The 25,057-nt window shown below is 60.5% G+C and carries 29 protein-coding genes and 1 pseudogene; all 30 read left to right on the forward strand.

What is annotated here, in order from left to right; translation table 11 throughout:
- Nucleotides 1-35 precede the first annotated feature (35 nt).
- The 30 genes and pseudogenes from OK411_RS06620 (at nt 36) to OK411_RS06770 (ending at nt 25,049) form a co-directional block, all read left to right on the forward strand.
- Nucleotides 36-779: a helix-turn-helix transcriptional regulator gene (locus OK411_RS06620; protein WP_110600122.1), complete on the forward strand. Its 744-nt coding sequence runs from the start codon at nt 36-38 to the stop codon at nt 777-779.
- A 527-nt stretch (nt 780-1,306) separates the two neighbouring features.
- The gene (locus OK411_RS06625) at nt 1,307-1,645 is read left to right on the forward strand and encodes a phage holin family protein (protein ID WP_024011844.1); all 339 of its coding nucleotides are present in this window, start codon (nt 1,307-1,309) and stop codon (nt 1,643-1,645) included.
- 71 nt (nt 1,646-1,716) lie between these two features.
- The gene (locus OK411_RS06630; protein WP_136492051.1) at nt 1,717-2,238 is read left to right on the forward strand and encodes a hypothetical protein; all 522 of its coding nucleotides are present in this window, start codon (nt 1,717-1,719) and stop codon (nt 2,236-2,238) included.
- A 3-nt stretch (nt 2,239-2,241) separates the two neighbouring features.
- Complete coding sequence (locus OK411_RS06635; RefSeq protein ID WP_125925199.1) at nt 2,242-2,850, forward strand: phage baseplate assembly protein V; 609 nt, start codon at nt 2,242-2,244, stop codon at nt 2,848-2,850.
- 14 nt (nt 2,851-2,864) lie between these two features.
- Complete coding sequence (locus tag OK411_RS06640; protein WP_217879416.1) at nt 2,865-3,197, forward strand: phage baseplate protein; 333 nt, start codon at nt 2,865-2,867, stop codon at nt 3,195-3,197.
- Nucleotides 3,194-4,189, forward strand: a complete 996-nt coding sequence (locus tag OK411_RS06645; RefSeq protein ID WP_264364606.1) for a baseplate J/gp47 family protein — start codon at nt 3,194-3,196, stop codon at nt 4,187-4,189. The genes OK411_RS06640 and OK411_RS06645 overlap by 4 nt, the downstream gene beginning before the upstream one ends.
- Nucleotides 4,186-4,821, forward strand: coding sequence for a phage tail protein I (locus OK411_RS06650; RefSeq protein WP_264364607.1), 636 nt, complete (start codon nt 4,186-4,188; stop codon nt 4,819-4,821). Before OK411_RS06645 ends, OK411_RS06650 begins: the two co-directional genes overlap by 4 nt.
- Nucleotides 4,822-7,233, forward strand: coding sequence for a phage tail protein (locus OK411_RS06655; RefSeq protein WP_264364608.1), 2,412 nt, complete (start codon nt 4,822-4,824; stop codon nt 7,231-7,233).
- A gap of 11 nt (nt 7,234-7,244) precedes the next feature.
- Complete coding sequence (locus OK411_RS06660) at nt 7,245-7,790, forward strand: DUF4376 domain-containing protein (protein ID WP_016771440.1); 546 nt, start codon at nt 7,245-7,247, stop codon at nt 7,788-7,790.
- Between the two features lie 131 nt (nt 7,791-7,921).
- Nucleotides 7,922-8,344, forward strand: coding sequence for a hypothetical protein (locus OK411_RS06665; RefSeq protein ID WP_024011849.1), 423 nt, complete (start codon nt 7,922-7,924; stop codon nt 8,342-8,344).
- Nucleotides 8,345-8,439: 95 nt separating this feature from the next.
- Nucleotides 8,440-8,625 (forward strand): hypothetical protein, encoded by a 186-nt coding sequence (locus tag OK411_RS06670; protein ID WP_039762525.1) that lies wholly within the window; start codon nt 8,440-8,442, stop codon nt 8,623-8,625.
- A 2-nt stretch (nt 8,626-8,627) separates the two neighbouring features.
- A complete protein-coding gene (locus OK411_RS06675; protein ID WP_264364609.1) occupies nt 8,628-9,794 on the forward strand; it encodes a phage tail protein in 1,167 nt (388 codons plus the stop codon).
- The gene (locus tag OK411_RS06680) at nt 9,794-10,300 is read left to right on the forward strand and encodes a phage major tail tube protein (protein WP_016771436.1); all 507 of its coding nucleotides are present in this window, start codon (nt 9,794-9,796) and stop codon (nt 10,298-10,300) included. Before OK411_RS06675 ends, OK411_RS06680 begins: the two co-directional genes overlap by 1 nt.
- A gap of 158 nt (nt 10,301-10,458) precedes the next feature.
- Nucleotides 10,459-11,040: a phage tail assembly protein gene (locus tag OK411_RS06685; protein WP_125925202.1), complete on the forward strand. Its 582-nt coding sequence runs from the start codon at nt 10,459-10,461 to the stop codon at nt 11,038-11,040.
- Between the two features lie 128 nt (nt 11,041-11,168).
- Nucleotides 11,169-13,430 carry a phage tail tape measure protein gene (locus tag OK411_RS06690; RefSeq protein ID WP_264364610.1) on the forward strand — a complete coding sequence of 754 codons (2,262 nt, stop codon included), beginning with the start codon at nt 11,169-11,171 and terminating at the stop codon, nt 13,428-13,430.
- Nucleotides 13,430-13,813: a phage tail protein gene (locus OK411_RS06695; RefSeq protein ID WP_016771433.1), complete on the forward strand. Its 384-nt coding sequence runs from the start codon at nt 13,430-13,432 to the stop codon at nt 13,811-13,813. The genes OK411_RS06690 and OK411_RS06695 overlap by 1 nt, the downstream gene beginning before the upstream one ends.
- Nucleotides 13,806-14,018: a tail protein X gene (locus OK411_RS06700; RefSeq protein WP_016771432.1), complete on the forward strand. Its 213-nt coding sequence runs from the start codon at nt 13,806-13,808 to the stop codon at nt 14,016-14,018. Before OK411_RS06695 ends, OK411_RS06700 begins: the two co-directional genes overlap by 8 nt.
- A 9-nt stretch (nt 14,019-14,027) precedes the next feature.
- Entirely contained in the window at nt 14,028-15,056 is a 1,029-nt protein-coding gene (locus OK411_RS06705) for a hypothetical protein (protein ID WP_016771431.1), read from the forward strand.
- Between the two features lie 173 nt (nt 15,057-15,229).
- The gene (locus tag OK411_RS06715) at nt 15,230-15,814 is read left to right on the forward strand and encodes a hypothetical protein (RefSeq protein WP_016771430.1); all 585 of its coding nucleotides are present in this window, start codon (nt 15,230-15,232) and stop codon (nt 15,812-15,814) included.
- Entirely contained in the window at nt 15,811-15,993 is a 183-nt protein-coding gene (locus tag OK411_RS06720) for a DUF2635 domain-containing protein (RefSeq protein ID WP_016771429.1), read from the forward strand. Before OK411_RS06715 ends, OK411_RS06720 begins: the two co-directional genes overlap by 4 nt.
- Nucleotides 15,993-17,489, forward strand: coding sequence for a phage tail sheath subtilisin-like domain-containing protein (locus tag OK411_RS06725; RefSeq protein ID WP_016771428.1), 1,497 nt, complete (start codon nt 15,993-15,995; stop codon nt 17,487-17,489). Before OK411_RS06720 ends, OK411_RS06725 begins: the two co-directional genes overlap by 1 nt.
- A gap of 67 nt (nt 17,490-17,556) precedes the next feature.
- Nucleotides 17,557-17,904 (forward strand): phage tail tube protein, encoded by a 348-nt coding sequence (locus OK411_RS06730; protein WP_007908779.1) that lies wholly within the window; start codon nt 17,557-17,559, stop codon nt 17,902-17,904.
- A complete protein-coding gene (locus OK411_RS06735; protein ID WP_024011858.1) occupies nt 17,901-18,197 on the forward strand; it encodes a phage tail assembly protein in 297 nt (98 codons plus the stop codon). The genes OK411_RS06730 and OK411_RS06735 overlap by 4 nt, the downstream gene beginning before the upstream one ends.
- A 130-nt stretch (nt 18,198-18,327) precedes the next feature.
- Nucleotides 18,328-20,104 (forward strand): annotated as a pseudogene (locus OK411_RS06740) (phage tail protein).
- Nucleotides 20,091-21,329 (forward strand): DNA circularization protein, encoded by a 1,239-nt coding sequence (locus OK411_RS06745; RefSeq protein WP_264364612.1) that lies wholly within the window; start codon nt 20,091-20,093, stop codon nt 21,327-21,329. Before OK411_RS06740 ends, OK411_RS06745 begins: the two are co-directional and overlap by 14 nt.
- 3 nt (nt 21,330-21,332) lie before the next feature.
- Complete coding sequence (locus OK411_RS06750) at nt 21,333-22,376, forward strand: phage baseplate assembly protein (protein ID WP_264364613.1); 1,044 nt, start codon at nt 21,333-21,335, stop codon at nt 22,374-22,376.
- 142 nt (nt 22,377-22,518) lie between these two features.
- Nucleotides 22,519-23,028, forward strand: coding sequence for a phage baseplate assembly protein V (locus OK411_RS06755; RefSeq protein WP_016771423.1), 510 nt, complete (start codon nt 22,519-22,521; stop codon nt 23,026-23,028).
- Nucleotides 23,028-23,426 (forward strand): phage GP46 family protein, encoded by a 399-nt coding sequence (locus OK411_RS06760; RefSeq protein ID WP_071174563.1) that lies wholly within the window; start codon nt 23,028-23,030, stop codon nt 23,424-23,426. The genes OK411_RS06755 and OK411_RS06760 overlap by 1 nt, the downstream gene beginning before the upstream one ends.
- Complete coding sequence (locus OK411_RS06765) at nt 23,416-24,462, forward strand: baseplate J/gp47 family protein (protein WP_264364614.1); 1,047 nt, start codon at nt 23,416-23,418, stop codon at nt 24,460-24,462. The genes OK411_RS06760 and OK411_RS06765 overlap by 11 nt, the downstream gene beginning before the upstream one ends.
- Nucleotides 24,450-25,049 carry a YmfQ family protein gene (locus tag OK411_RS06770; protein WP_042607028.1) on the forward strand — a complete coding sequence of 200 codons (600 nt, stop codon included), beginning with the start codon at nt 24,450-24,452 and terminating at the stop codon, nt 25,047-25,049. The genes OK411_RS06765 and OK411_RS06770 overlap by 13 nt, the downstream gene beginning before the upstream one ends.
- Nucleotides 25,050-25,057: the final 8 nt, after the last annotated feature.

A 25,057-nucleotide genomic window follows, 5' to 3' on the forward strand; every position in this document is an offset into this window, starting at 1 on the left:
ATCAGCATTTGTCTTCGCGAAAAACTTCAAGCACTATGCGCGTTATGCAAAAACGCAACGTTTCCTCCGTCTTAAGAGCACTGCTCGACCAGCACGGGATCTCCCCCACGGAGCTCCACCGTCGCACCGGCGTGCCTCAATCAACGCTCTCGCGGATTCTCAGCGGGAAGATTGTCGATCCTTCGGATAAACACATCTCGAAGATCGCCGAGTATTTCAACGTCAGCACCGATCAGTTGCGCGGGCGCGCGGACGTCGCGCCAACGACCGGCGGCACTCGCGCTGACGTGCATGCGGAACTCAAGGACATAAGCCTGTGGGACGACGACACGCCCGTCGATGACGACGAGGTGTCGGTGCCCTTTCTACGCGAGGTTGAATTGGCTGCTGGATCAGGAAGATTCGTCATCGAAGAGAGCGAGCGCTCTAGCCTGCGCTTCGGCAAGCGCAGCCTGCGCCACAACGGCGTGCAATTCGACCAGGCCAAATGCGTGACGGTGCGCGGCAACAGCATGTTGCCTGTTCTTCGCGATGGCGCCACCGTCGGCGTCAACGCCGGCAAGTGCGGCATCGGCGACATCATCGATGGCGATCTGTATGCGATCAATCACAACGGCCAGCTGCGCGTGAAACAACTCTATCGCCTGCCCACCGGCATCCGTCTGCGCAGCTTCAATCGCGACGAGCATCCGGACGAGGACTATAGCTTCCAGGAAATCCAGGAAGAGCAGATCGTCATCCTCGGTCACGTCTTCTGGTGGGGCATGTACGCCCGCTAACACTCGTTCATCCAACTGAAACCTGCCCCTTCGGCAGGTTTTTTTTCGCCTGCAGAAATCTCCCCACCCCTTGGCCCGCATGGGTTTCATGCATACGCGCAAATTTAATGCATAAATAAATGCATTTGCGCATTGACTGTATATGCATCCATGCATATTCTTGCCACCAAGCCGCTCGACAAAGCGGCTGGCAAGACAAGCTCTTTAGTTCCACAAGAACAGGCAGCGATGAACCGGCCTCAACGGTTCAGAGGGTTGGCAACTGGCCCGGGTGTGCAGCGTAAAGCACCAGAAGCAGTTATCCGGCGGGCAGGGACCGCGGTCGGAAAAACAATCTGAATGGACTCGTACCGCGCCAGTAGCGCCGAAAAGTCAGCTTCCTTCTCGAACACAGGATTGGAAGGAAGGCGAAGGAGCGCATTACTGAAAAGCCCGGTGTACAAGCGCCGGGCTTTTTGGAATGCCTGCCTCAAGAGAAACCGTTTGAACCCAACCCATCTCTCATCAATCACCCACGGAGGCGTGACATGACAAACGAGCAACAAGCGTTGGCGGACATGCCGATCTGGCTGGTCATCCTCCTCGCCGTCGTCGGCGGGGTGTCCGGCGAAATGTGGCGCGCCGACAAGGAGGGCGCACGCGGCTGGTCGCTGGTGCGGCGTCTGGCTCTGCGTTCCGGCGCCTGCATGATCTGCGGCGTGTCGGCAATCATGCTGCTGTATGCCGCCGGCATGTCGATCTGGGCCGCTGGCGCTTTTGGCTGCCTGACGGCGATGGCCGGCGCTGATGTCGCCATAGGCCTTTACGAACGCTGGGCGGCCAAGCGCATCGGCGTCTGCGAAGTACCGCCGCGCGACCAGCCTTAACCCTGAATATTTTTCCGTGCCGCCATGTCGGCGGCAGGGCTGCACGTGGACGATTGAAAAGGAGGTCATGTATGCCCACACCGATCCAGCAGCCGTCGCAACTGTTCACAGCCATCGCGACGACACTGCGCAACACCGCCGGTCTCAACCTCAATGTCGGTAGTCACGCTGATTTCACAGCGGCGGGCGCTCAAGCCTGGGCACTGATCGACTTTGACCGGAACGCGTCCGGCGTGCGCGGCGCTGATGGGCGTATCGCTCATGTCATGACGTTGTCACTGCAAGTCATCCCGGCGCTTTCAGCGACCGCTTTTGCAGCGTGCGATCTGATCGCAGTGCTGAAAAACCTGATCACCGACAACCGCTGGGGATTACCCGGCGATCAATGCGATCTGCCCCTGAATATCGATGGCTTGCCGTCATTGCTCATCCGTGGCGATCAGCAATACAAAGCCTGGACCCTGACGTTCAACCAGACACTCTACCTCGGCCCGACCTTGCTCGACGATCCGCTGGGCATGCCGAAATTCGCTCGCACCTGGGAAGTCAGCAACATCGACGACCCGGACCAGTACACCGCGCTGGAGGGCTGACCGATGTTCGATGCATTACTGCGTATGCAGCTTGGCCCGATCATTGAGCGTCTGGCGGAAATGGAAGCGGAAATCGAAGACTTGCACCGCCGCGCCGAGAGTTTCTGTCGCATTGGCATCTGCCAGTCAATTGATGCGGCGAGCAATACATGCCAGGTCAGCCACGGTGGATTGCTCACCCCGGCGATCAAGTTCTTCAACCCTAGCGCCGGTGCGCAAAGCGAATCGCGCATCCCCACGGTGGGCGAGCAGTGCCTGCTGTTCAACTATGGCAGCGGTGAAAGCGGTGCGCAGAGTGTCGCGTTGTTCGGCTTGAACAGTGACCGCTTTCCTCCCGCCTCTACTGTGCCGACGCTGACCCGTCGGGTGCATCAGGACGGCAGCGAAAGCGGTTACGACGACGCTAGCCACGCCTTGCACTGGCTGAACGGACCCGCGCAATTCAACGGGTCTCGCGAGTCGCTCGAACTGAGCATCGGCCCTGCACGTCTGGCCATGACGCCACAACTGATCACCCTGCAACTGGGCGCCGTCGGCCTGAGCATCGACGCCTCGGGCGTGCACTTCAGCGGCCCCTTGGTCGATCACCAGGGCCGCGTCATCAGCCCCTGATTCAAGAGCCTCCCATGATCGGAATCGATAGAGACAGCGGGGCCACGGTCGACGACTGGCTGCAGTTTGTGCAGCGCGCGACCCGAGCCCTGACCACGCCGCTCGGCACCCGGCAAAAACGCCCTTTATACGGGTCGTTGATTCCCACGCTGCTGGGCCAGAACCTTGGTGACGACGTTCTGCTTCTGGCGCAGAGCCACGCCGCGCAAGCGTTTTACAACCAGCAAAACGGCATCGACGATTTTCAGCCGCAAGTGATTGTCGCCAGCCGTCACGGCGATGGCCTGCTGCTGCGCTTTGCCGGCACCTGGAAAAACCGTCAACAAACCTTCGAGGTGCTGACATGAGCATGTTGATCCCCGGCCAGAATCAGTTGGCCGAACCCGCGCTGATCACGCTCGAAGCGTTCGAAGACTTGCTCGCCGAGTTCAAGAGTTTCGTCATCGAATACGTCGGTGCTCGCTCGCCGGCCAGCGCCGTCAAACTCAAGGCGAGTCTGGAAAACGAAAGCGAATTGCTCACCCTGGCGCTGGAAGCGTTCTGCGTGCGTCTGCAAACCCATGAGCGCAAATACAACGCACGCATCAAGCAGATGCTGGCGTGGTGGGCGACCGGCAGCAATCTGGATGCGCGGCTGGCGGACATGGGCCTTGAGCGGCAATTGCTCGATCCCGGCGACCCGGCCGCATTCCCGCCGGTACCGGCGATTTATGAAAGTGATGACGACGCTCGGCTGCGTTATTACCTCGCGCCCCATGCACCGGCGGCGGGTTCGCGGATGCAGTATCGCCGCGAGGTGTTCACCCTCGGCGAGCGGCCCACGGTGCAGGTTGAGTCCACTGATTCCGGCGTGGTAAACGTCACCTACACCTTCGATCCCGACGGCCTCGCCGCGCAGGTCAAGGATGGCAATGGACGGCGCACCGCGCCGGGCGAAGTGCAGGTCACCGTGCTTTCGCGAGAAGGCGATGGCACACCCTCCGAAGCGTTGCTCGAAGGCGTCCGTCAGCACTTTGCCCGACCGGATGTGCGCCCGGAAACCGACCTCGTCACCGTCAAGGCTGCCGAGATCCAGCGCTACAAAATCCGCGTCATTGCCAAGATCAATTCCGGCCCTGATTCGGGCCTGACCAGGGTCGCCGCGCAAGCACAATTGCAGGCGTATGCCGACAGTTGCCATCGCCTCGAGGGTCGGGTCGATCCGAGCTGGATCGACTACACGTTGCACAGCGCCGGCGCCGTACAACTGCAGATTCTCGAACCGCTGGCGCCGATCGTCACCACCGCTTTTCAGGCGCCTTATTGCACCGCGGTCGAAGTCGAGGTGCTGACGCTATGAGTGAAAAAACTCAGCGCCCGACCTTACTGCCAGCCAACAGCTCGGCACTTGAGCGCGGACTGGATCTGGGCTTCGGCGCCTTGCTCGATCGCATCGCACCGCCGTTCCCGGAACTGATGAATCCCAGCGAAACGCCGGTGGCCTTCCTGCCTTATCTGGCTGCCGATCGTGGCGTCGCCGAATGGAGCACTGATGCGCCGGTGGCGGAGAAGCGCCTCACCGTCGAACTGGCCTGGCCCACCGCGCGCCAGGCCGGCACTCGCAAGGCCCTGGAAAACGCCGCCAAGGGTTTGCAATTAAGACCCGAGATCCGCGCTTGGTACGAACAAACACCGTCCGGCGCGCCGTACAGCTTTTCCGTGCGTGCCTTCAGCGAACAACCCTATAGCGAAGAAATCGATGCACGTCTCGACCGCCGTCTGGCCGATGCCAAAAGCGAGCGGGACATTCTTTCGGTGTCGGTGGGTTTGAGCGCGTTTGGCAGTCACGTCATCGGCGCCGCGACGTTCTGCGGTGAGCTGAGCACGGTTTATCCGGTGTTCATCGAAGGGCTTGAAACCTCGGGAGAGGCGTTCATGGCTGCCGGCATGTACACCGTCGAAACATCCACTATCTATCCTCAGGGGGCCTGAATGGCTGACTATTACACCCTGCTCACCAACGCAGGGATTGCCTACGAAACGGCATGCAAGGCTGCAGGTGTGCCGATCAAGTTGACGCAGATTTCGGTCGGCGACGGCGGCGGCGCGGTCTACAACCCGTCCGCCACCGCGACTGCGCTGAAACGCGAAGTCTGGCGCGGGCCACTCAACGCACTGTTCCAGGATGAGAAAAACCCGAGCTGGCTGCTTGCGGAAGTGACCATTCCGCCGGATGTTGGCGGTTGGTATGTGCGGGAAGCAGGGCTGTGGACTGACACCGGGATTCTTTACGCCATCGTCAAATATCCGGAGTCGTTCAAACCGGTTCTCGCCACCTCGGGTTCGGGTAAAGAGTTCTACATTCGTTCGATTTTCGAGACGAGTAATGCGTCGCTGGTGACGTTGTTGATTGATGACACGGTGGTCAAGGCGACCCGTGCCTGGGTCATGAGTTATCTGGCCGAAGAACTCGGCAAGCTCGATGGCAAGCAGTCGGTGCGCGTCGCTGCGACTGGCAACGTCGTACTGAAAGGCGCCCAGCAGATCGATGGTGCTGCCGTGGTTGCCGGCGATCGCGTGCTGCTGCCGAGCCAGACGCTGGCCAAGGACAACGGCCTGTGGATCGTCGCCAATGGTGACTGGCAGCGGGCGACCGACGCCAACAGCAGCGCCAAGGTTACCCCGGGTCTGACGGTGATGGTGGAGGAGGGCGTGGCGAACGGAGATTCGCTGTGGCACCTGACCACCAATGCACCGATTACCCTCGGCACGACCGCGCTGACATTCAAGATGCTGGCCGGGCGAACCGGGATTGCTGCGGGGACTTACAAGAGCGTGACGGTTGATGAATATGGCCGCGCTACCGCTGGGTCCAACCCTGAAACGCTGGCCGGTTTTGGTATCAAGGATTCGTACACCAAGGCTGAAGTTGAAGCGCTGATTGCCAAGGCTTCGGCGCTGCCGGTGGGATCGATTGTGGCGTTCCCGGTTGATGCGCCACCACCCGGGTTTTTGGAGCTGGATAACAGCGTCAAGAGCACCGCGACTTACCCGGACTTGAGCGCTTATCTGGGCGGCAAGTTCAACAAGGGCGATGAGGGAGTTGGTAATTTCCGACTGCCTGAGGCGCGTGGGGAGTTTTTGCGGGGTTGGGATCATGGGCGGGAGGTGGATGCCGGTCGAGAGATAGGATCGTCTCAAGGGGATGAGATCAAGGCTCACTCCCACAGCGCATTATTCGCAAATGGCGCAGTCGGTTCTGGAACCGTACTTGGAATTGTCAACTCAGCGGCTGGTGATCGCGGTGGGAGCGGTGCGGCGTACGCGGGTTCCGGAGGAGGGCAGAGCTATATTTCATCAAGCGGCGGAAGTGAAACCCGCCCCCGTAACATCGCCGTGATGTGGTGCATCAAAGCCTGGAACGCTCCGGTCAATCAGGGAACCATTGATGTCGCCGCGCTGGCGAAGGAAGTTGAACGGTTGAAGTCTGCCGTTCCAGTGGGCGCTGTTCTAGCTTTCCCGACAGGTATCGTAGCGCCTGGATATCTCGAGCTCGACGGTAGTGTGCAGAGCATTGCGGCTTATCCGGATCTGGCGGCTTTTCTCGGTACCACTTACAACAAGGGAAACGAAGGAGCAGGCAACTTCCGCTTGCCAGAATCGCGTGGTGAGTTTCTTCGTGGCTGGGATCATGGGCGCGGGGTGGATGCCGGCCGGGCAATCGGTAGCAGTCAATTAGACAGCCTGCAGAATATTACCGGTGTCTTTGACGGATATCTGGACATCACCTCAGCCAGTGGCGCCTTTTCCAGAACGAACCTGAACACCGCACCGAACCCGGTTAGTCAGAGGGACGCCTATCACGCCGTTTCCTTTGATGCTTCCAGGGTGGCGCGCACCTCCGCAGAAACCCGTCCACGCAACCTTGCGGTAATGTGGTGCATTAAAGCCTGGAACGCCCCGATCAATAGCGGAAGCCTTGATGTAGCAGGACTGACCGCTCTGGCACAGCAAGCATCCGAATCGAATCAAGGCACAGCAAAAGTTGCCACCTTGGCACAGACCAATGCTGGTGCCGATGACAGCGTTATCGTCACGCCGAAAAAACTGACGTGGGGCTTTCAGTTTCAGAAAAGCGGCATCGGTTACTGCGTTTTCCCGTCCTGGCTGGGTGGCTTCACTATTCAGTGGGGGGTGTACAGCATTGTTTCTAATACAGCTGACCAAACCATTGCTTTTCCTCTCACGTTTCCTACTGCTGCGCTGTCAGCCGTGGCGCTCAGTGACTATACCCCCGGTTCCGGATCCGTCGGCTTCGTTGCGATGGGCGCGCTGAACAAGGCGGGCTTTACGGTTCGATCTTCTTCCGGAACTTCAACTCGATGGCTCGCAATTGGTTGCTAAGGGGAAAACAAATGACTAACAAATACATGACATTCGATGAGTCGGGTCATATCAGGGAGCGCCTGATTCTGGGAATTTGCGATATTCCAGAAGGGGCGATAGGCATCAGTGAAGAACTCTGGCTTCAATCCGCGACGGACTTGACGGGGCAATGGCGTCTGATCGACGGGACTCTTACCAAAGTCCCTTTTGAGCTCCAGGTGGACTTTGCGCAGTTAATTGCTGCAGAACGTTTTCGCCGGGAAACCGCAGGCGTCGAGGTTGACGGTTTGTACATCGAGACGACACGCGATAGCCAGGCGCTGATTGCCAGCGCGGGCCTCTCGGCGATCATCGAGACGCAGTATCGCTGCAACTTCAAAACTCTCGATGGTTTCGTCGATATCGACGCGGAGCAGATTCTCGCCATTGCGAAAGGGGTCCGCGCACATGTTCAGGCATGTTTTGACCGGGAACTGACACTGCTTCATGCCGTTGAGGCGGGAAACTTCGCCTCCACCATGCTTGAAGAGGGGTGGCCAGCGTCGCTGCCGGCTGAGTTGCTGCTCAGAGCTTAAGTTCGCCGACATCGATGTCGCGCCAACCTATTGCAGTGCATTACTAAGCGCCCCCACACCGTGAGGCGTTTTCACACCTGGCCGCCCAAATCGGCGGATTGGATTTTCAAACATCAAACAAGGAAGAACCCATGTTTTATTCACCATCAATGCAAGGTTTCTACGATCCTTCCATTCATATGGAAATACCAAGCGATGCCGTTGAGATTTCTCGCGAATATTGGCTTGAGCTATTGAACGGTCTGTCTCTTGGCAAAATGATCGTCATGAACGAAGAGGGCTATCCGGTGCTGGCTGATCGACCGGGGCCAACACCTGAAGAGCTGGAGGGCTATGAGCGCTCCTGGCGCAACATGCAGATTGCAGCCACCGACAGCGTTGTAACTCGCTACCGTGACGAAATCGAGCGTTGGCCGACCCTGTTGACTCCAGCGCAATACATTGAGCTGCAAACCTATCGTCACGACTTGCGTATCTGGCCGGCCGGTGGCGAATTGCCGTTGAGCGAACACCGGCCGGTTGCGCCGACATGGCTCGCCGGCCTGCCGCAATAAGAAGCGCCCCGCATCGTCGGGGCGTTTTGTTATCGGCTGATCATCTACCTGGCCCCTTCCATGAAGGGGCTTTTTCGTCTCTGGAGCAACTACACATGGCAACCCGCCAAACCTACACCGTGCTCGTCCCATTCCCCACCGGCGGTGGGCATTGGTCGAGCGTTGGTCAAGAACTCGATCTGCTCGACGTCGAGGCCAGTGCCTTGCACTTTGCCGGTCGACTTGAGCCGAAAACCCCTATCACCCAGGCCAAAAAGGCCGCTGCCAAGAAGGCTGACTGAACATGGCTGAGGTTCTGAACTTCGAGCACAACGGCATTACCGTCAATGCCACTGAATCCCCCGAGGCCATGGGTGGCCTGGGTGACAACGTTATCGGTCTGGTCGGCACCGCGCCGAATGCCGATCCGCTGATTCCGCGTAACGCACCGTTTCGCATCAACAGTTTCACCACCCACGCGCTGCTCGATCCAACCGGATCGGAAGAGGGCACGCTGTATCACGCCGTTTACCAGATCCTCAAAGTGGTGAAAGTGCCGGTTTACGTGGTCATCGTCGAAGCAGGCGCGACCCCGGCCGATACGGTCAACGCGGTGATCGGCGGTGTCGAGCCGGCCACTGGCCGCAAGCTCGGTCTGGCGGCGCTGGGCAGTGTCCCGGAAGACCTGACCATCATCGGCGCGCCGGGCTTCACCGGCAGCAAAGCGGTGGCCGGTGAGTTCGCCTCGTTCGGCAAGCGCATCAAGGCCCGCGTGGTGCTGGACGGCAAGGATGTGTCGGTGGCCGATCAGGTGCTGTACAGCCAGGAACTCGGCGGCGCCGAACTCGGTTTCGACCGTTGCCTGGTGGTGCACAACATGCCCGCGGTGTATTCGAAAGCAGCGAAGAAAAACGTTTTCCTGTCGCCGTCCAGTCTGGCGATTGCCGCGCTGGCCAAGGTCAAGCCGTGGGAGAGCCCGGGCAACCAGGTGACCTTCGCCGAAGACGTTTCGCGGGTCGTCGAGTACAACATCCTCGACACGTCCACCGAAGGCGATCTGCTCAACCGTTACGGCGTCAGCTACTACGCCCGCACCGTGCTCGGCGGCTTCTCGCTGCTGGGTAACCGCTCGATCACCGGCAAGTTCATCAGCTACGTCGGCCTCGAAGATGCGATCAGCCGCAAGCTGGTCAAGGCCGGCCAGAAAGCCATGGCCAAGAACCTCACCAAATCCTTCATGGATCAGGAGGTCAAGCGCATCAACGACTGGCTGCAGACCCTGGTCGCCGACGAAACCATTCCCGGCGGCAGCGTGTATCTGCACCCGGAACTCAACAGCGTCGAGAAGTACAAGAACGGCACCTGGTACGTGGTCATCGACTACGGCCGCTACGCGCCGAACGAACACATGGTTTATCAACTCAACGCCCGCGATGAAATCATCGAGCAGTTCCTGGAGGACGTTCTCTAATGTTTACCAACCGCGTAAGACAGGCCATCGCGGCCACCCTGCAAGGCCTGCCGTTGTCGGCGACCGTTGAGGAATTCACCCCGCCGAAAATCGAATTCGACATGGAAGAGATGCGCGGCGGACGCTTCATCGTCGAAGAAATGGCCAAGGGCGGCAAAGCGCTCAGCGCCAAGCTGACCCTGCAAGGCCTCGGCGCCGAGGTGCTGCTGGCGCTGGGCGTGAAGCTCGGCGACGACATCCTGCTGAACGTGCGTGAAGCCGGTCAGGATCAAGATGGCAACACCTGGTTCACCTACCACACCGTCGGCGGCCAGTTGAAATCCCTTGAGGAAACCGCAGTGAAAATGGGCGAGAAGCCCAAGACCAACCTGGAACTGTCCTGCCGCACCTACAACCGCCTGGAAAACGGCGTGCCGGTGATCGACATCGACGTGCGCACGCAGAAGTTCGTGCTCAACGGCGTCGACATCCTTGGTGATGCACGGCGTGCGGTGTTGATGCCGTAAACCGGCAGCACACAACACACAAAACCTGTGGGAGCGGGCTTGCCCGCGATAGCGGTGGGTCAATCAACTCAGTGTTGGAAGTACCGACCTCATCGCGGGCAAGCCCGCTCCCACAAGGGATTTCAATAATTCCCAAAGAATCACCAAGGAATTCATTCATGTCGTGGATGCCACCCCAACACGAATTGCTGTCGCCAATCACCGGCGACGACGGTTCGCAGATCGAAACGATCCAGCTCAAACCGCTGCTCTACGCCGCACAGAAAGAAGCGCTGGAACGCGCCGGCGATGACGAAGACGATCAGTTCTTCGAGCTGGCGCTGCTCGCCACCGGCCTGTCGGTCAAGGAACTCGATCAGCTCAAGCGCCCGGACTACGTGAGCATCGCCCAGTACGTCCATGAGATGTCGACCCGGCCGAGTTCGTACTTTCTCGACCAGATCGAGGACGCGGAGAAATCCAACGATCCCGACCAGGTGCAATTGCTGCAGCCGCTCGCCGTAACCGGCCGCACCGTCGACTCGCTGAGCCTGGAAATGCCCGTGCTGCGCGCAACCAAAGTGATGAAGAAACTGAAAACGGCCAAGGAACGCGCCGAATTCATCACTGCCCACTGCACGGGCCTGATGATCCCCGATCTGGCCCAGCTGACCGTCCCCGACTGGACGCAATTGCAGGTGCGCATCGACGATTTTTTAAACCAGCCGGCGGCCTACTTTCGGAACGCGACATCGAAGTAATCCTCGATATCGTCCCGCTCATTTACCCGGTAAGTGAAGCGGAGATTCTGGAATGGGACGCCGAAAAGGCGTTGCGCCGCTACGACATAGCGATCACTCGCCTTGGCGTGAAACAGGAGTAGAGCGGCATGGCAGAGAGCAAATATGCGCTCACGTACGCCGGTGAGAGCGGCAATGCAACGGACGGATTTTCGTTGCCCGACAACCTCGGCAAACCGCTGCAGGATTTGAATGTGACGCTCGCGTTGGCAAGCGTGGATATTCGTTTGCTGACCCAGGAACAGATCAGGCTTCGCGAGTTGTTGGCAAGCCAGCAATCGCTATTCAAGGCTGGCGCTGCACCGGTCGCGACGAGCGAACCAAAGTCAAAACTCAACGCCGGGATCGAGCAGCGTCCGCCGCCGAAGCTGATGCAGCCGGCGATGGCCAACGAGACTGCGCTGGTTGAACTCAATCAGTTGCTCAAGATGAGCAACGACCAACTGCAAACGCATTCACAAAGCACTCTGGAACTCGCCAGCGAGAAACAGGTGGCGGCCAGTGGTGCCACCAACGCTGACCTGTTGCAAGTTCAAATCGCCGGAGCACGATCCGGTATTGCCGATGGCGCCAAGGGTGAGCAACGGGCGAACGAGCTGAAGTGGTTCTCCCGTGATGCCGCGATCAACGCAGCGGCGTTCAGTATGGACGTCAAAACGGCTGGCGAGATGTTGGCGGCCTGGCGGTCATCGCTGAAGCTGGATCGCTATCAGAGCCAGGATCTGGCCGATGCAACGAGCTATCTCGGCAACAGTGGCCTGGATGCCAAGGCCGCCGACATCGGTTCGGTCGTGCAACGTTCCGGCGAGGCTGCAATTACTGCCGGTATGACTCCGGAACAAGCGGCCGCGTTTGCGGCGGCACTGCTCAACAGTGGCGCAGACAAGGAGGGCGCCAGCGCCGCGTTGAAGGGTATTACATCGCTGCTGGCGAAGGGCGCAGATGTATCGACGGAGCAACGTACGGCTCTGAGCCAGTTAGGGTTGAATCCCGAATCGTTGGCAGGAGAGATGCGCAAGGACGCTCCCGCTGCCATCAACTCGGCGCTTGCTGCACTCAATAAACAACCGCTGCAAGAACGGGCAACACTGACGAAGACGCTGTTTGGCGAAAACGACGTCAGAGTTCTTGAACTGCTGAAGAAACCAGAGGATGTAAAAAACGCGTTCTCCCAAGTGGCCGACAAGCGCCAATACGCGACATCGGAACTGGGCGCCGATTCGGGGGCAGCCGCGAAATCCGCCGAAGTATTTGGCAATACGTCGCAAGGGCGCTGGAATGCGCTCGATGCGAGTCTGACCCGGATGACCACCGCATTCGGCACGGCATTGGCGCCGTTGGCCGATGGTGCCGCAGTGGTGCTCACCGCGCTGGCCAATGGCGTGAGTACTGCGGCGCAGGCTTTCCCGGCCCTTACTGCAGGATTGGTTCTGCTTGGTGCCGCTGCTCTTCCTTTTGTTGGCGGGGCGCTGAAAACCGGCGTTGCGTCAGTCATCGACACCGTTTCCGCGAAGCTGTTACGTCTGGCGACGACGCGATTGCCCCCGGATATTGCTGATGCCATCGTCGATGACGATGTCTCTGATGGCGGGCGGGAAAACAAACGAGCGGGTCGTCGACCGGGTCGACGCACGCCGGCCAGAACATCGGCGCGCACGACAGTTCCACGCGCCAGTGGGAGCACTCGTTTGGGTGGGCTCACGGCCAAGGTCGCGCCTCTGTTTGATGACATCAAAATGGGCTTCAAACTGTTCACCGATGGCTTGGGCAACAGCGAGATGGTATCGCGACTCAAAGGGCCCGTTGCCAAGCTTATGCCCTTGGTCGAAAGCGTTGGCGCCAAGGTCATGCCAAAAATCGCCCAAGCGCTGCCGGCGGTAAAACTGGGAGCGCCGCTGGCCATTGCGCACGCGGCCTATACCGGACTGAAAGGTTGGCGCGAAGGCGATGACCAAGCGGTCAAAGGTGCCGCCGGCGAGCTGGCCGGCACTGCCATTGGCGCCACGATCGGTACTTTCATTGCGCCCGGTATTGGGACATTCCTCGGTGGGACTCTGGGCGGAATGCTCGGTTCTTACGTCGGTGAACAATGGGGCAAGCCTGCCGAGGACAAACTCGCGCCTCCCGCGCAAGTGGCCAAGGACCTGAGCAACGCTCAGACGCAAAACCAGCAGATCACCTATGCGCCGTCGATTCAGATCAGCGGCAGCGAAATCGCCAGCTCGGAAAAAGTCGGCGCGGTGATCTCTCAAGTGATGCAAAACCATTTCAGTACTCAGTTCATGTCGACAATGAGTACCAACCCCCTCGCCACCCGCCGCGACGCAGCCCTGACCGATGGAGTCGCCTGATGAAACAACAAATGGCACTGGGCAATTTCATCTTCGGCCTGTCGCGCAACTTTGCGTACCACCAGTTGCTGCGCAAGTCTGACGGCGGCTGGACCGAGATACAGATCCTCACCAGCAAACCCAAGTCCAGCCAGACCGGACAGAAACCGGAAACCCTGACCATTACCGGCAAGTCGATGTACGCCGTAGCCATGGATCGGCTCGATGAATTGCGTGCTTTGCAGGCGCTGCGCACCCCGCTGCCGTTGATCGACGGGATTGGTCGAAACTGGGGCCTGTGGCGGATCAGTAGCGTTCAGGAAACCCAGACCCAGATCATCGATGACGGTACGGCGATGGTAGTCGATTGGGTCATCGAACTGGCGGAGTTCAACAATGCGTAAAGCACGAAGCGTGGCCGGTGATTCGGTGAATCTGCTGCTCTACCGCGAAACCGGGCGCAGTGATGACGCTGCCGAAGAAGCGCTGTGGAAGCTCAACCCGACCCTGGCCGAACACGGGCCGATTCTGCCCGCTGGCGTGTGGATCGTGCTGCCGGAACTGGATGTGAAACCCGCCGTGGTCAAAGCAGTAACGGCCTGGGATTAAGGAGGTGACATGGCACTGGGATTTACGCCCGCGGTAAATATCTACGGGGCCAACGCGGCCCTGCTCAATCAACGCCTGATCAGTTGGGAGCACATCGATGCCGCCGGTTTCGAGTCCGATCAGCTGACGCTGACCATCGATCTCGAGGGCCTTGAAGGGCTGCCGAGTCTGGGTGGAAAAATTGGCCTGCAAGTCGGTTATCGAGAAACCGCAATGGTCGATAAAGGCCTGTTCAAAGTGACGCGCCTGACGCCGACGCTGTTTCCGTTTCGCCTGACGCTGGTGGCCACAGCGGCGCCGTTCAGCAAGGATGATGAAACGGGCTTCAAGCAGCGCCGCACCGTCAGTCATGGGCCAACGACGCTGGGTGGATTATTTCGCAAGCTGGTGGAGTCGCACGGTTTTTCGCCACGGGTTGCGCCCGAGGTGTCGTTGATCCGCATCGAGCACATCGACCAGTCCAGCGAGACCGACATGGGGTTTGTCACGCGTCTGGCGAAAAAATACAACGTCGTCGCAAAGCCGTATGGCGATGTCTATGTGCTGGCGCGGCCCGGGCAGACCAAGTCGTTGTCGGGGCAGATTCTGCCGGACGTGACGCTCTCGGTTACCCACAACAATCGTCCCGGTGATCACGCATTCATCAGCGCCACGCTGGAAGAATCGGCCCGCGAGCAGGCCAAGGGCTGCAAGACCTGTTTCTGGGATGCGGCGGCCGGGGTGTTGCGTTGGGTCGAGACGGGCGTAGCGCCGTTCAAGACGCTGCGCCAGAAGCAGCCCAGCGAAGCGGATGCCATCGCAGTAGCCGAGGGCGAAGTACGCAAGATGTTGCGCCACAAGTACAAAGTGAAAATCACCTGCCCGGGCGATCCGCGCCTGGCGGCCGAAGGTCTGCTGTTGCTCGATGAGAGCTGGCCGGACTTCATGCGCGGACGCTGGTCGATCGACAAGGTCACCGCCAGCGGCAGTCGCGAGAACAGCTATCGCTGCCTGATTGATGCGTCGTGCCTGGATCCGAAGGCCGATTCCAAAGACTGATTCACCTCAATTTCACAGCGGTGAAGATCCCTGTGGGAGCGAGCTTGCTCGCGAATGCATTCTGTCATTCAAAACACGATTCGACTGATACACCGCTTTCGCGAGCAAGCTCGCTCCCACAGGTGTTTGCAGCGATCTGCAGACCGCATTTGACTCAACTCTGGAACACCCCCATGAAGATCACCCCGATCCTCACGCAACTGCGTGGGCAATGCCCTGGGCTTGCCAATCACATTTCGGTGGGTGTCGATCTGGCGTTGCTGCAAGGCAACCCGGATCTGCCAACACCTTCGGCCCACGTGCTGCCAATCGCCGATCTGGCCAGCAACAGCACCGCCCAAAACCTCACCACCCAACCAATCCGCGATCGCTTCGAAATCGTCCTGGCCCTTGACGCTACCGACGCTACAAAAGCGCTGGATCTGTTGCACGACCTGCGCGCCGAACTGTGGCGCGCGCTGGTCGGTTTCAAACCTGATGCCACCTACAGCGCCATCGCCTACGACGGCGGCGAGATGGTCTCGACCAACAGCAGCCGCGTGTTCTATCGGCTGCGTTTTTATGCCGAGTTCCAGCTCGGCCGCAATCTGCCGAGTCAGCCTGCGGAGAGTTGGCACGAGCGCGAACTGGACGCTTTGTCGTCCTTTACCGGGATGACGGTGCGGGTCGATGCGATCGATCCGGCTGACCCCAACCTGCAACGCCCGGGCCCGGATGGCCGGGTGGAAATGACTTTCTCAGGAGACGTAACCCCATGAGCAACCGCATCACCGTAGTGCCGGCCGCTGGCCGTGTCGTACCTGACCCGGAGGCGGGCGACCTGTTGCCGGCTGCCGGCCGTGACGTGCTGGACAGCGCCTGGTGGCGCCGGCGTCTGGCCGACGGGGATATCACACTCAAAACCGCAAAAGCGGCTAAACCACAGGGAGCCAAATGATGGCGATCGGATTCAGCAACATCCCGGCGGACATTCGTGTGCCGCTGTTCTATGCCGAAATGGACAACTCGGCCGCCAACAGCGCGACTTCGGCCATGCGCCGTTTGATCGTCGCCCAGGTCAACGACAATATTGCCCCGACTGAAGTCGGCAAGCTGGTGCTGGTTTCCAGCGTGGCGCTGGCGAAAAGCATCGGCGGCCAGGGCTCGATGCTCGCCTCGATGTACGAGACTTTCCGCAAGGCTGACCCGATCGGCGAGATCTGGTGCCTGCCGCTGCACAACACCGAAGGCGCTATCGCCAAAGGTGTGCTGACACTGACCGGCACCGCAACTCAGGCGGGCATGCTCAATCTATACGTCGGCGGCGTGCGTGTGCAGGCCACCGTGGTCAATGGCGCCACCGCCGCGCAAGCGGCCACTGCACTGGCGCAGAAAATCAACGCCACTGCCGACCTGCCGGTCAGCGCTGCGGCTGCTGAAGGTGTGGTCACCCTGAACGCCAAATGGACCGGCGACAGCGGTAACGACATCAGCCTGCAATTCAATCGCCTGGGCAAGAGCAACGGCGAAGAAACCCCGGCTGGCCTGACCAGCGCAATCACCGCCATGACCGGCGGCGCCGGTGTGCCGGATCAGATCGCCGCCGTCGCGGCTCTAGGCGATGAGCCATTCGAATTCATCGCCTTGCCGTGGTCCGATCTGGCGACCCTCAATACCTGGCAAGCGGTCATGGATGACAGCACCGGTCGCTGGTCGTGGGCCAAGCAACTGTTCGGTCACGTCTACAGCGCCAAGCGCGGCACCGTTGGCACTCTGGTCGCCGCAGGCCAGGCCCGCAACGATCAGCACATGACCATTCAGGCGCTGGAGCCGGGCGTACCGCAACCGTTCTGGGTGCAGGCCGCCGCGCTGGCTGCGCGCACGGCGGTGTTCATCTCCGCCGATGCCAGCCGTCCGACGCAAAGCGGCAGCCTGCCGGGCGTCGATCCGGCGCCGGCGAGCGAGCGTTTCACCCTGACCGAGCGTCAGTCGCTGCTCAACTACGGCATCGCCACCGCTTACTACGAAGGCGGTTACGTGCGCATCCAGCGCTCGATCACCACCTACCAGAAGAACGCCTACGGCCAGGCCGACAACTCCTATCTGGACAGCGAAACCATGCACCAGTCGGCGTTCATCGTGCGTCGTCTGCAAAGCGTGATCACCAGCAAATACGGCCGCCACAAACTGGCCTCCGACGGTACCCGTTTCGGCGCCGGTCAGCCGATCGTCACGCCTGCGACCATTCGCGGCGAGCTGATCGCGCAGTACGCCAAGCTCGAACTCGAAGGCCATGTGGAGAACGCCGAGCTGTTCGCCGAGCACCTGATTGTCGAGCGCGACGTGCAGGACCCGAGCCGCGTGAACGTGCTGTTCCCGCCGGATTACATCAACGGTCTGCGCGTGTTCGCACTGCTCAACCAGTTCCGTCTGCAGTACGACGACGCGGCCTGATCCGCGCAGTCGGCGCTAAGCATTCAGCCCACCTCGCGTGGGCTTTTTTTTTGAAGGGAGAAACACCATGGGTCAACTGATTGCAGGCACCTGCTACGTCAAGGTCGACGGCGCACAACTGACCATCAATGGCGGCTGCGAAGCCCCGCTGATGGCCGTCAAACGTGAAACCGTCGTGCCCGGTTTCTACAAGGAAACCGACATCGCACCGTCGTTCAAAGTGACCGCGCTGCACACCGCCGACTTCCCGCTGAAGAAGCTGATCGAAGGCACCGATATCACGGTCACCTGCGAGTTCAGCAACGGCAAAGTCTACGTGCTGGCCGGCGCCTATCTGGTCGAGGAGCCAGTCTCCAAGGGCGACGACGCCACCATCGAACTGAAATTCGAAGGCATCAAGGGGACCTGGCAATGAGCGCCGCCGTGAAGCTTCAAGTAGCAATCGAAGCCCACGGCGAGCCTCTGACCGAACTCGTTCTGCGCCGTCCGACGGTGCAGGAAGTGCGAGCGATCAAGGCGCTGCCGTACAAGATCGACAAGAGCGAAGAAGTCAGCCTCGACATGGACGTGGCGGCCAAATACATCGCCGTGTGCGCCGGCATCCCGCCGTCGTCGGTCAACCAGCTCGATCTGGCTGACCTCAATGCGCTGAGCTGGGCCGTCGCGAGTTTTTTCATGAGTGCGGCGTCGGCGCCATCACCGACCTGATCGCCGTCGCCTATGACCTGGCCTGGTTCTGGAAGGTTGACCCCGAACAGATGATGGCCAGGCCACTGGATGTGCTTCGCGAATCGCTGGAGCACGCGCAACGGATCAATGCGATGCAGCAGGTGCAGTGATGGCAGACGAAGAGAAGAAAACCCCGAAACCGGTGCTGATCACCGGCATCGATGAACTCTCGCCCAAACTGGGCGCCCTGCGCATGAAGGTTGAGAGTTTTAAAAACAATCTCGAGCAGACCGGCCTCGGCAAACTGGACATCAGTGGTCTGTTCAACGGCGGCAGCGTGATCACGCCGTTTGTAGACGGCATCAAATCGGCCGCAGCGTTCCAGGGCAAATTGAGCGAAGTCAGCGACACGGCGAAAACCGTCGATCTGCCCGCCACGCCGACTACTGCCACGCAGAACATGAACGTGTTCAGTGCGTCGATGCAGAAGGTTTCGGCGGCGGTGGACGCTGCGCTGGTGCCGGCGGTGGGGGCCTTGGTGGTCGGACTGGAGCCGATGCTGACGCAGGTCGGCAGCCTGCTCGCCGACAACCCGAAACTGGTTGAAGGCCTGGCGGCGGGGGCAATTGCCTTCTCCGCCATGCAAACCGCGGTCACCGGTATGACCCAGGTGATGGACGTCATGAGCATGGTGCTCAAGACCAACCCGATCATGCTGATCGCCATGGGCATTGCCGTGGCGGCCGGTTTGATCGTGGCCAACTGGACACCGATCAGCGCGTTTTTCACAGGGATGTGGGAAGGCGTGAAAAACATCGGTGCGAGTGCAATGGCGACGTTGCGCTCGGTACTTGACTGGCGACCGCTGGCGGCACTGGCGGCGTTGTGGGAACCGGTCACCGGATTTTTCTCGGCTATCTGGGACAAGGTCATGGCCGTGACGGCGCCAGTGATCGACTTCTTCAAGTCGGTTTTCGCGTGGTCGCCTGCGGGGATGATCATTGAAAACTGGGGGCCGCTGACCGGTTTATTCTCGGCGATCTGGGAATTGCTCAAGGCCTTGAGTGTGCCGGTGATGGCGTTTCTCAGAAACCTGTTCGATTTCTCGCCGATGCAGATGATTACCGATGCGTGGGGTGGTGTCGTGAAGTTCTTCGAACCGATGTTCACCACGCTGCAATCGGCCGTACAAAGCACCCGGGATATCCTGCGCACGCTGTTCGATTTTTTCCCGATGGAAATGCTCACCAGCGGCTGGGGTGGGATTGTCGGGTTCTTCGAACCGATCTGGATGGCGCTGCAAACGTCTGTGCAGCGGGTCAGAGGCTTTTTCACCAGTCTGTTCGAGTGGTCACCGCTGGAGCAGATTGCCCAGTATTGGCAGCCGATCAGTGAGGTCTTTTCGGCGCTCTGGGGCGTTGTGTTGGCGCTGTCCGCGCCGGTCGTGGACTTTCTGCACAGCCTGTTCGAATGGAAACCGCTGGATCAGATCATCGAGAGTTGGGGGCCGATCACCGAGTGGTTCGGCGAGTTGTGGCAAAAGCTGCAAACCGTCATCGCGCCGATCAAGGAGTTGTTCGACGGTGGCTTCGCCGGACTGATCGCCAAGGTCACCGGCAAGGTTGAAACTCTCACTGAAGCACAACGCCAAACCAATGCCGAAGGCAAAGGCGAACTGGCGCCGGCGTTCTTCGCTGCCAGTCCGGCGCCTGCTGGCAACGGCACACTGCAAAGCGGTTCGTTGCCACAAACCTCCAGCGCGCTGATCCAGCAGAGCGCCGCCAACAACCGTACGCAGCTCCAAGGCGGGCTGACCGTGCGCTTCGAAAATGCGCCGGCAGGCCTGCGCACCGAACAACCGCAAACCAATCAACCTGGCCTGGCCGTGTCTTCACGCATCGGCTATCGCTCACTGTCGATGGGAGGTTCCCAATGAACTGGCGTGATCGTTTATTGCCGGCATCCTTTCGCGGTGTCGGTTTCTGGATCGACCAGGCGAAAACCCCGGTCGGGCGCAAAGGGCAGTTGCATGAATACCCGCAACGCGACCTGCCGTATTTCGAGGACCTCGGCCAGCAGGCCAAGACCCACGATCTGACCGCGTTCATCATCGGCCCCGATTGCCTCGAGCAGCGCGACAAGTTGCTCAAGGCGCTGGAGCAGGGCCGTGGCGAACTGGTGCATCCGTGGCTCGGACGCCTGCAAGTCAAGGTCGGCGAATGCGACATGACCCACACCCGCCAGGACGGTGGGTTGGTGACGTTCGCCTTGAAGTTCTATCCCGACCAACCCCTGCCGTTTCCGACCGCCACGGTCAGCACGCAGAAAGTGCTGCTGGCCAAAGCCGACACTCTGCTGGGTTCGGCGGTGGCGCGTTTCGAACAAGCGATGACGCTGATCAAGGCTGCGCGGATCGGCATCACCAACCTGCGCAACAGCCTTACCGGCGTCTATGACGTGATCAAAGAGCAACTGAAACCTTTGATCGAGCAGTACCGCCAGATCACTGAACTGGTCAAAGCCGTGAAGGAACTGCCCAAGGAAGTGGCGGCGGAATTCAAGGGTTTGCTCGGCGATATCAAGGAGCTGAAAGCGTTCGCCAAGGAAGGCTACCGTGGCGTGATTGCTGACGTGTCGCAGCAACTCGAAGCGATTCGCAAGGCCGATGCGCCGAAGATCACCACGGGCAAGGACACCAATGCCGCCGCGCAGGCGATGGCCGATCTGGTGCAGGACACGCTGATCGTCAAAGTGGCGCAGTGGGTCGCGTCGATGCCAGTGGCCACCCGAGCGATGCAACTGCCGTCGACGCCCACCGTTGCTCAGCAAGCTCATCAGCAAGTCACCCGCCCGGAAGTCCCGGCCACGGATGATTTGCAGGCGCTGCAAAAGGATTTGGTCGAGGCGCTGCAAGGGGCGAAAAACAAGGCCGATCCTGAGCACTATCAAGCCATCAGTGACGTGCAGGATGCCTTGGTTGCGCACCTCAAGGCCGTGGCATCCTCGGGCGTGCGACTGGTCAGCAAAACCTTTCAGGAAAGCCTTCCGGCACTGGTCATAGCGTACAAACAGTTTGGCGACGCCACGCGAGTCACCGAAGTCGTGCAGCGCAACGGCGTGACCAATCCGTTGTACCTCCCGCAAAGCGATGTGAAAGTCTCCAGGGAGTGAACCATGGACGAGTTGGATAACCACGTCACGCTGACGGTCAACAATATGGAATACGGCGGCTGGAAAAGCGTCGAAATCACCGCTGATCTGGAGCGTCAGTTCCGCACTTTCAAACTCGACATCACCTGGCAATGGCCAGGGGAGGCCGTAGACCAAAGGATCAAACCCGGCGACCCCTGCGAGGTAAAAATCGGCAAGGACCTGGTGCTCACCGGTTACGTGTTCAAAGCACCGATCCGCTATGACGGACGGCAGATCAGCCTGACCATCGAAGGCAGTTCCAAGACCCAGGATCTGGTCGATTGCGCCGCTCGCAACCTGCCCAGCCAATGGCAGCAACAACCCTTGCTGACTATCGTCCGCGATCTGGCGAGCGAATATGGGCTGTCAGTGGTCAACGAGATCAGCGAAACCACACGCCTGACCAAACACACCATCGTGCCGGGTGAAACGGCATTCCAGTCGATCGACCGATTGCTCTCGCTGCTGCGGGTGTTTTCCACCGACAACGAGCTGGGCCAGTTGGTGCTGGCCAAACCCGGCAGCGGTGGCCGCGCCAGCGATGCGCTGGAGCTGGGCAAGAATATCCTGTCGGCCAGTGCGCCAATGGATTTCAGCCAGGTGTTCTCCGAGTACCGGGTGATCGGCCAGCAAAAAGGCTCGGACGCAAAAAGCGGCGCGGCGGTCAGCGAAGTCGAGTCGACCGCGGCTGACCTGAGTTTCAAACGTCGACGCACCACGGTGATCAATGAAGGCACGCAACTGACCTTTGAGTTGGCGCAGCAGCGTGCTCTATGGGAAAGCGCGACCCGCATGGGCCGCGCGCAGACCACCACCTATCAGGTGCAGGGCTGGCGGCAAAGCAATGGCGATTTGTGGCGCCATAACACGCTGGTCAAGGTCAAGGATCCGGTGCTCGATTTCGATGGTGACATGCTGATTTCCAAGGTCACTTATTCGCTGTCGGCGCAGGGATCGGTGACCACCTTGCAAGTGGCGCCGCCGCATACCTTTGATCCTGATCCGACTCCCCCGAAAAAAACCTGAGCCTGACCCCGAACCCTGTGGGAGCGAGCCTGCTCGCGAAAGCGTCGCCAGCCTCAACATCACAGCGCCTGACCCGCCGCGTTCGCGAGCAGGCTCGCTCCCACACTGATCCCATTCGGGCGACTCTTTTCAAGGACACCCCATGAGCCTACTGACACGCCTGCTGGCGCGCGGCACTGTCGTGCTCGCCAATTCGGCAACCAAGCTGCAATCGCTGCAAATGCGCCTCACCGCCGGTGAAATCAACGACGACCTCGAACACTTCGAACCCTACGGTTTCACCAGCCATCCGCTGGCGGGAGCCGAAGGGGTCGTCACCTTCATCGGCGGCGACCGTTCCCATGCCATCGCCCTGGTCATCGCCGACCGCCGCTATCGCCTGCAAGCACTCGCTGCCGGTGAAGTGGCGATCTACACCGACGAGGGCGACAAAATTCATTTCAAGCGCGGACGGATCATCGACATCGAAACCGCCACGCTGAACATCCGCGCCAGTAGCGCGGTGAACTTCGACACGCCGGTGATCAACCAGACCGGCAAGATCGTCTCCACCGGTGATCAACTGGCCGGCGGCATCAGCCAGATCAAACACGTGCATGTTGGCGTGCAGGCCGGTAACGGTCAGACCGGCGCGCCGGCAGGAGGCCAGTGATGTTCATCAGCCAGAACCTCCACGCCGCACTGACCCGCGCGGTGCTGATCAGCCTGTTCACCTGGCGTCGCGCCGCTGATGACGACGCCCTCGATGACGAAGAACGCTTCGGCTGGTGGGGCGACAGTTTTCCCACGGTTGCCGACGATCGCATCGGCTCGCGGCTATGGCTGCTGCGCCGGGTCAAGCTGACCCGACAAACGCAAATGGACGCCGAATTTTATGCCCGCGAAGCCCTGCAATGGCTGCTCGACGACGGCCACTGCAGCGCCATCGACATCCTCAGCGAACGCCTCGACGCCCAGCGCCTGAACCTGCGCACGGTCCTGACCCTGGCCGACGGTGAACGTCTGGACATCAACCCCGATAACAGTTGGCAGGTGATCTATGCCGTTTGAAACCCCTTCGCTGCCGGTGCTGATCAAGCGCACCCAAAGCGACCTGGCCGGCGATTCGCTGCGCCAGTCCGATGCGCAAGTGCTCGCCCGCACCCTCGGCGGCGCCGCTTATGGTCTGTACGGTTATCTCGACTGGATTGCCGAGCAGATCCTGCCCGACAAAGCCGATGAGTCAACCCTGGAACGCATCGCCGCGCTGCGCCTGAATCAGCCGCGCAAAGCTGCGCAAGTGGCTACCGGCAGCGTCAGTTTTACCGCCACTGCCGGCGCGGTGCTCGACGTCGACACGCTGCTGCAAGCGAACGATGGCCGCACCTACAAAGTCACCGCCGTGCGCACCACGGTCAATGGCAGCAACAACACCACAATTGCCGCGTTGGAGGCCGGCAGCCTCGGCAACGCTGACGCCGGTCTGACGCTGACCCCGGTGCAGCCGATTGCCGGGATTGTCGGCAACAGCTTTACGGTACTGGCGCCGGGCCTGAGCGGCGGTGTGGCGCGGGAAAGCCTCGAATCGCTGCGCTCGCGGGTCATCCGTTCCTACCGCGTGATTCCCCACGGTGGCGCGGCCAGCGACTACGAAACCTGGGCATTGGAAGTGCCGGGCGTGACGCGGGCGTGGTGCCGTGGTGGCTTGCTCGGCCCGGGCACCGTAACCGTGTTCATCATGCGCGACGATGATCCGCAACCGGTGCCGAACGATGAACAGTTGGCGGAGGTTCAGGAGTACATCGAACCGCTGCGTCCGGTGACCGCGGAAGTGCACGTGCAGCGACCGGTTCAGGTGCCGGTGGTGTATCGCTTCAAGAGCGTCAATCCGGACACCACCGCGGTGCGCGCCGCCGTCGAAGCGCAGTTGCGCGATCTGCACAACCGCGAGGCTGACCTCGGCGTGCCGTTGCTGATCAGCCATATCCGCGAAGCGATCAGCAGCGCCGGCGGCGAATACGATTACACGCTCACTGCTCCAGCCGCTGACGTGCCGGCCGGGCAGAGCGAACTGCTGACCTTCGGAGGCTGCGTATGGGGGGCATAAGAACCGCCGCGCAATACCAGGCGCAGTTGCGCGCCTTGCTGCCCAGTGGCCCGGCATGGGATCCGGAACGCGTGCCGGAACTCGAAGAAGTGTTGCAAGGCGTCGCCGTCGAACTCGCTCGTCTGGATGCGCGCGCCGCCGACCTGCTCAACGAAATGGACCCGGCCGGCGTCAGCGAACTGGTGCCGGACTGGGAACGCGTCATGCAATTGCCCGACCCGTGCCTGGGCACCACGCCACTGTTCGACGACCGCCGCCTCGCCGTACGCCGCCGCCTGCTCGCGGTCGGCAGCCAGGCTGTCGGCTATTACCTCGACATCGCCAAAAGCCAGGGTTACCCCAACGCCAGCATCACCGAACACGAAGCCCCACGCATGGGCCGCGCCCGTTTCGGCTCGGCGCATTGGGGCACCTGGGAAGCACAGTTCATGTGGACGCTCAATACCGGCGGGCGCTTGCTGCTCGGCCGGCGTTACGGCGCGAGCTATTGGGGGGAGCGCTTCGGCGTAAACCCGGGCTCGGCGCTGGAATGCCTGATCCACCGCAGCGCGCCGGCGCATACCAAGGTGCATATCAATTATGACTAGGGAGGGAT

The organism is Pseudomonas sp. RG1, from assembly GCF_025910115.1.
GTDB lineage: Bacteria > Pseudomonadota > Gammaproteobacteria > Pseudomonadales > Pseudomonadaceae > Aquipseudomonas > Aquipseudomonas atacamensis.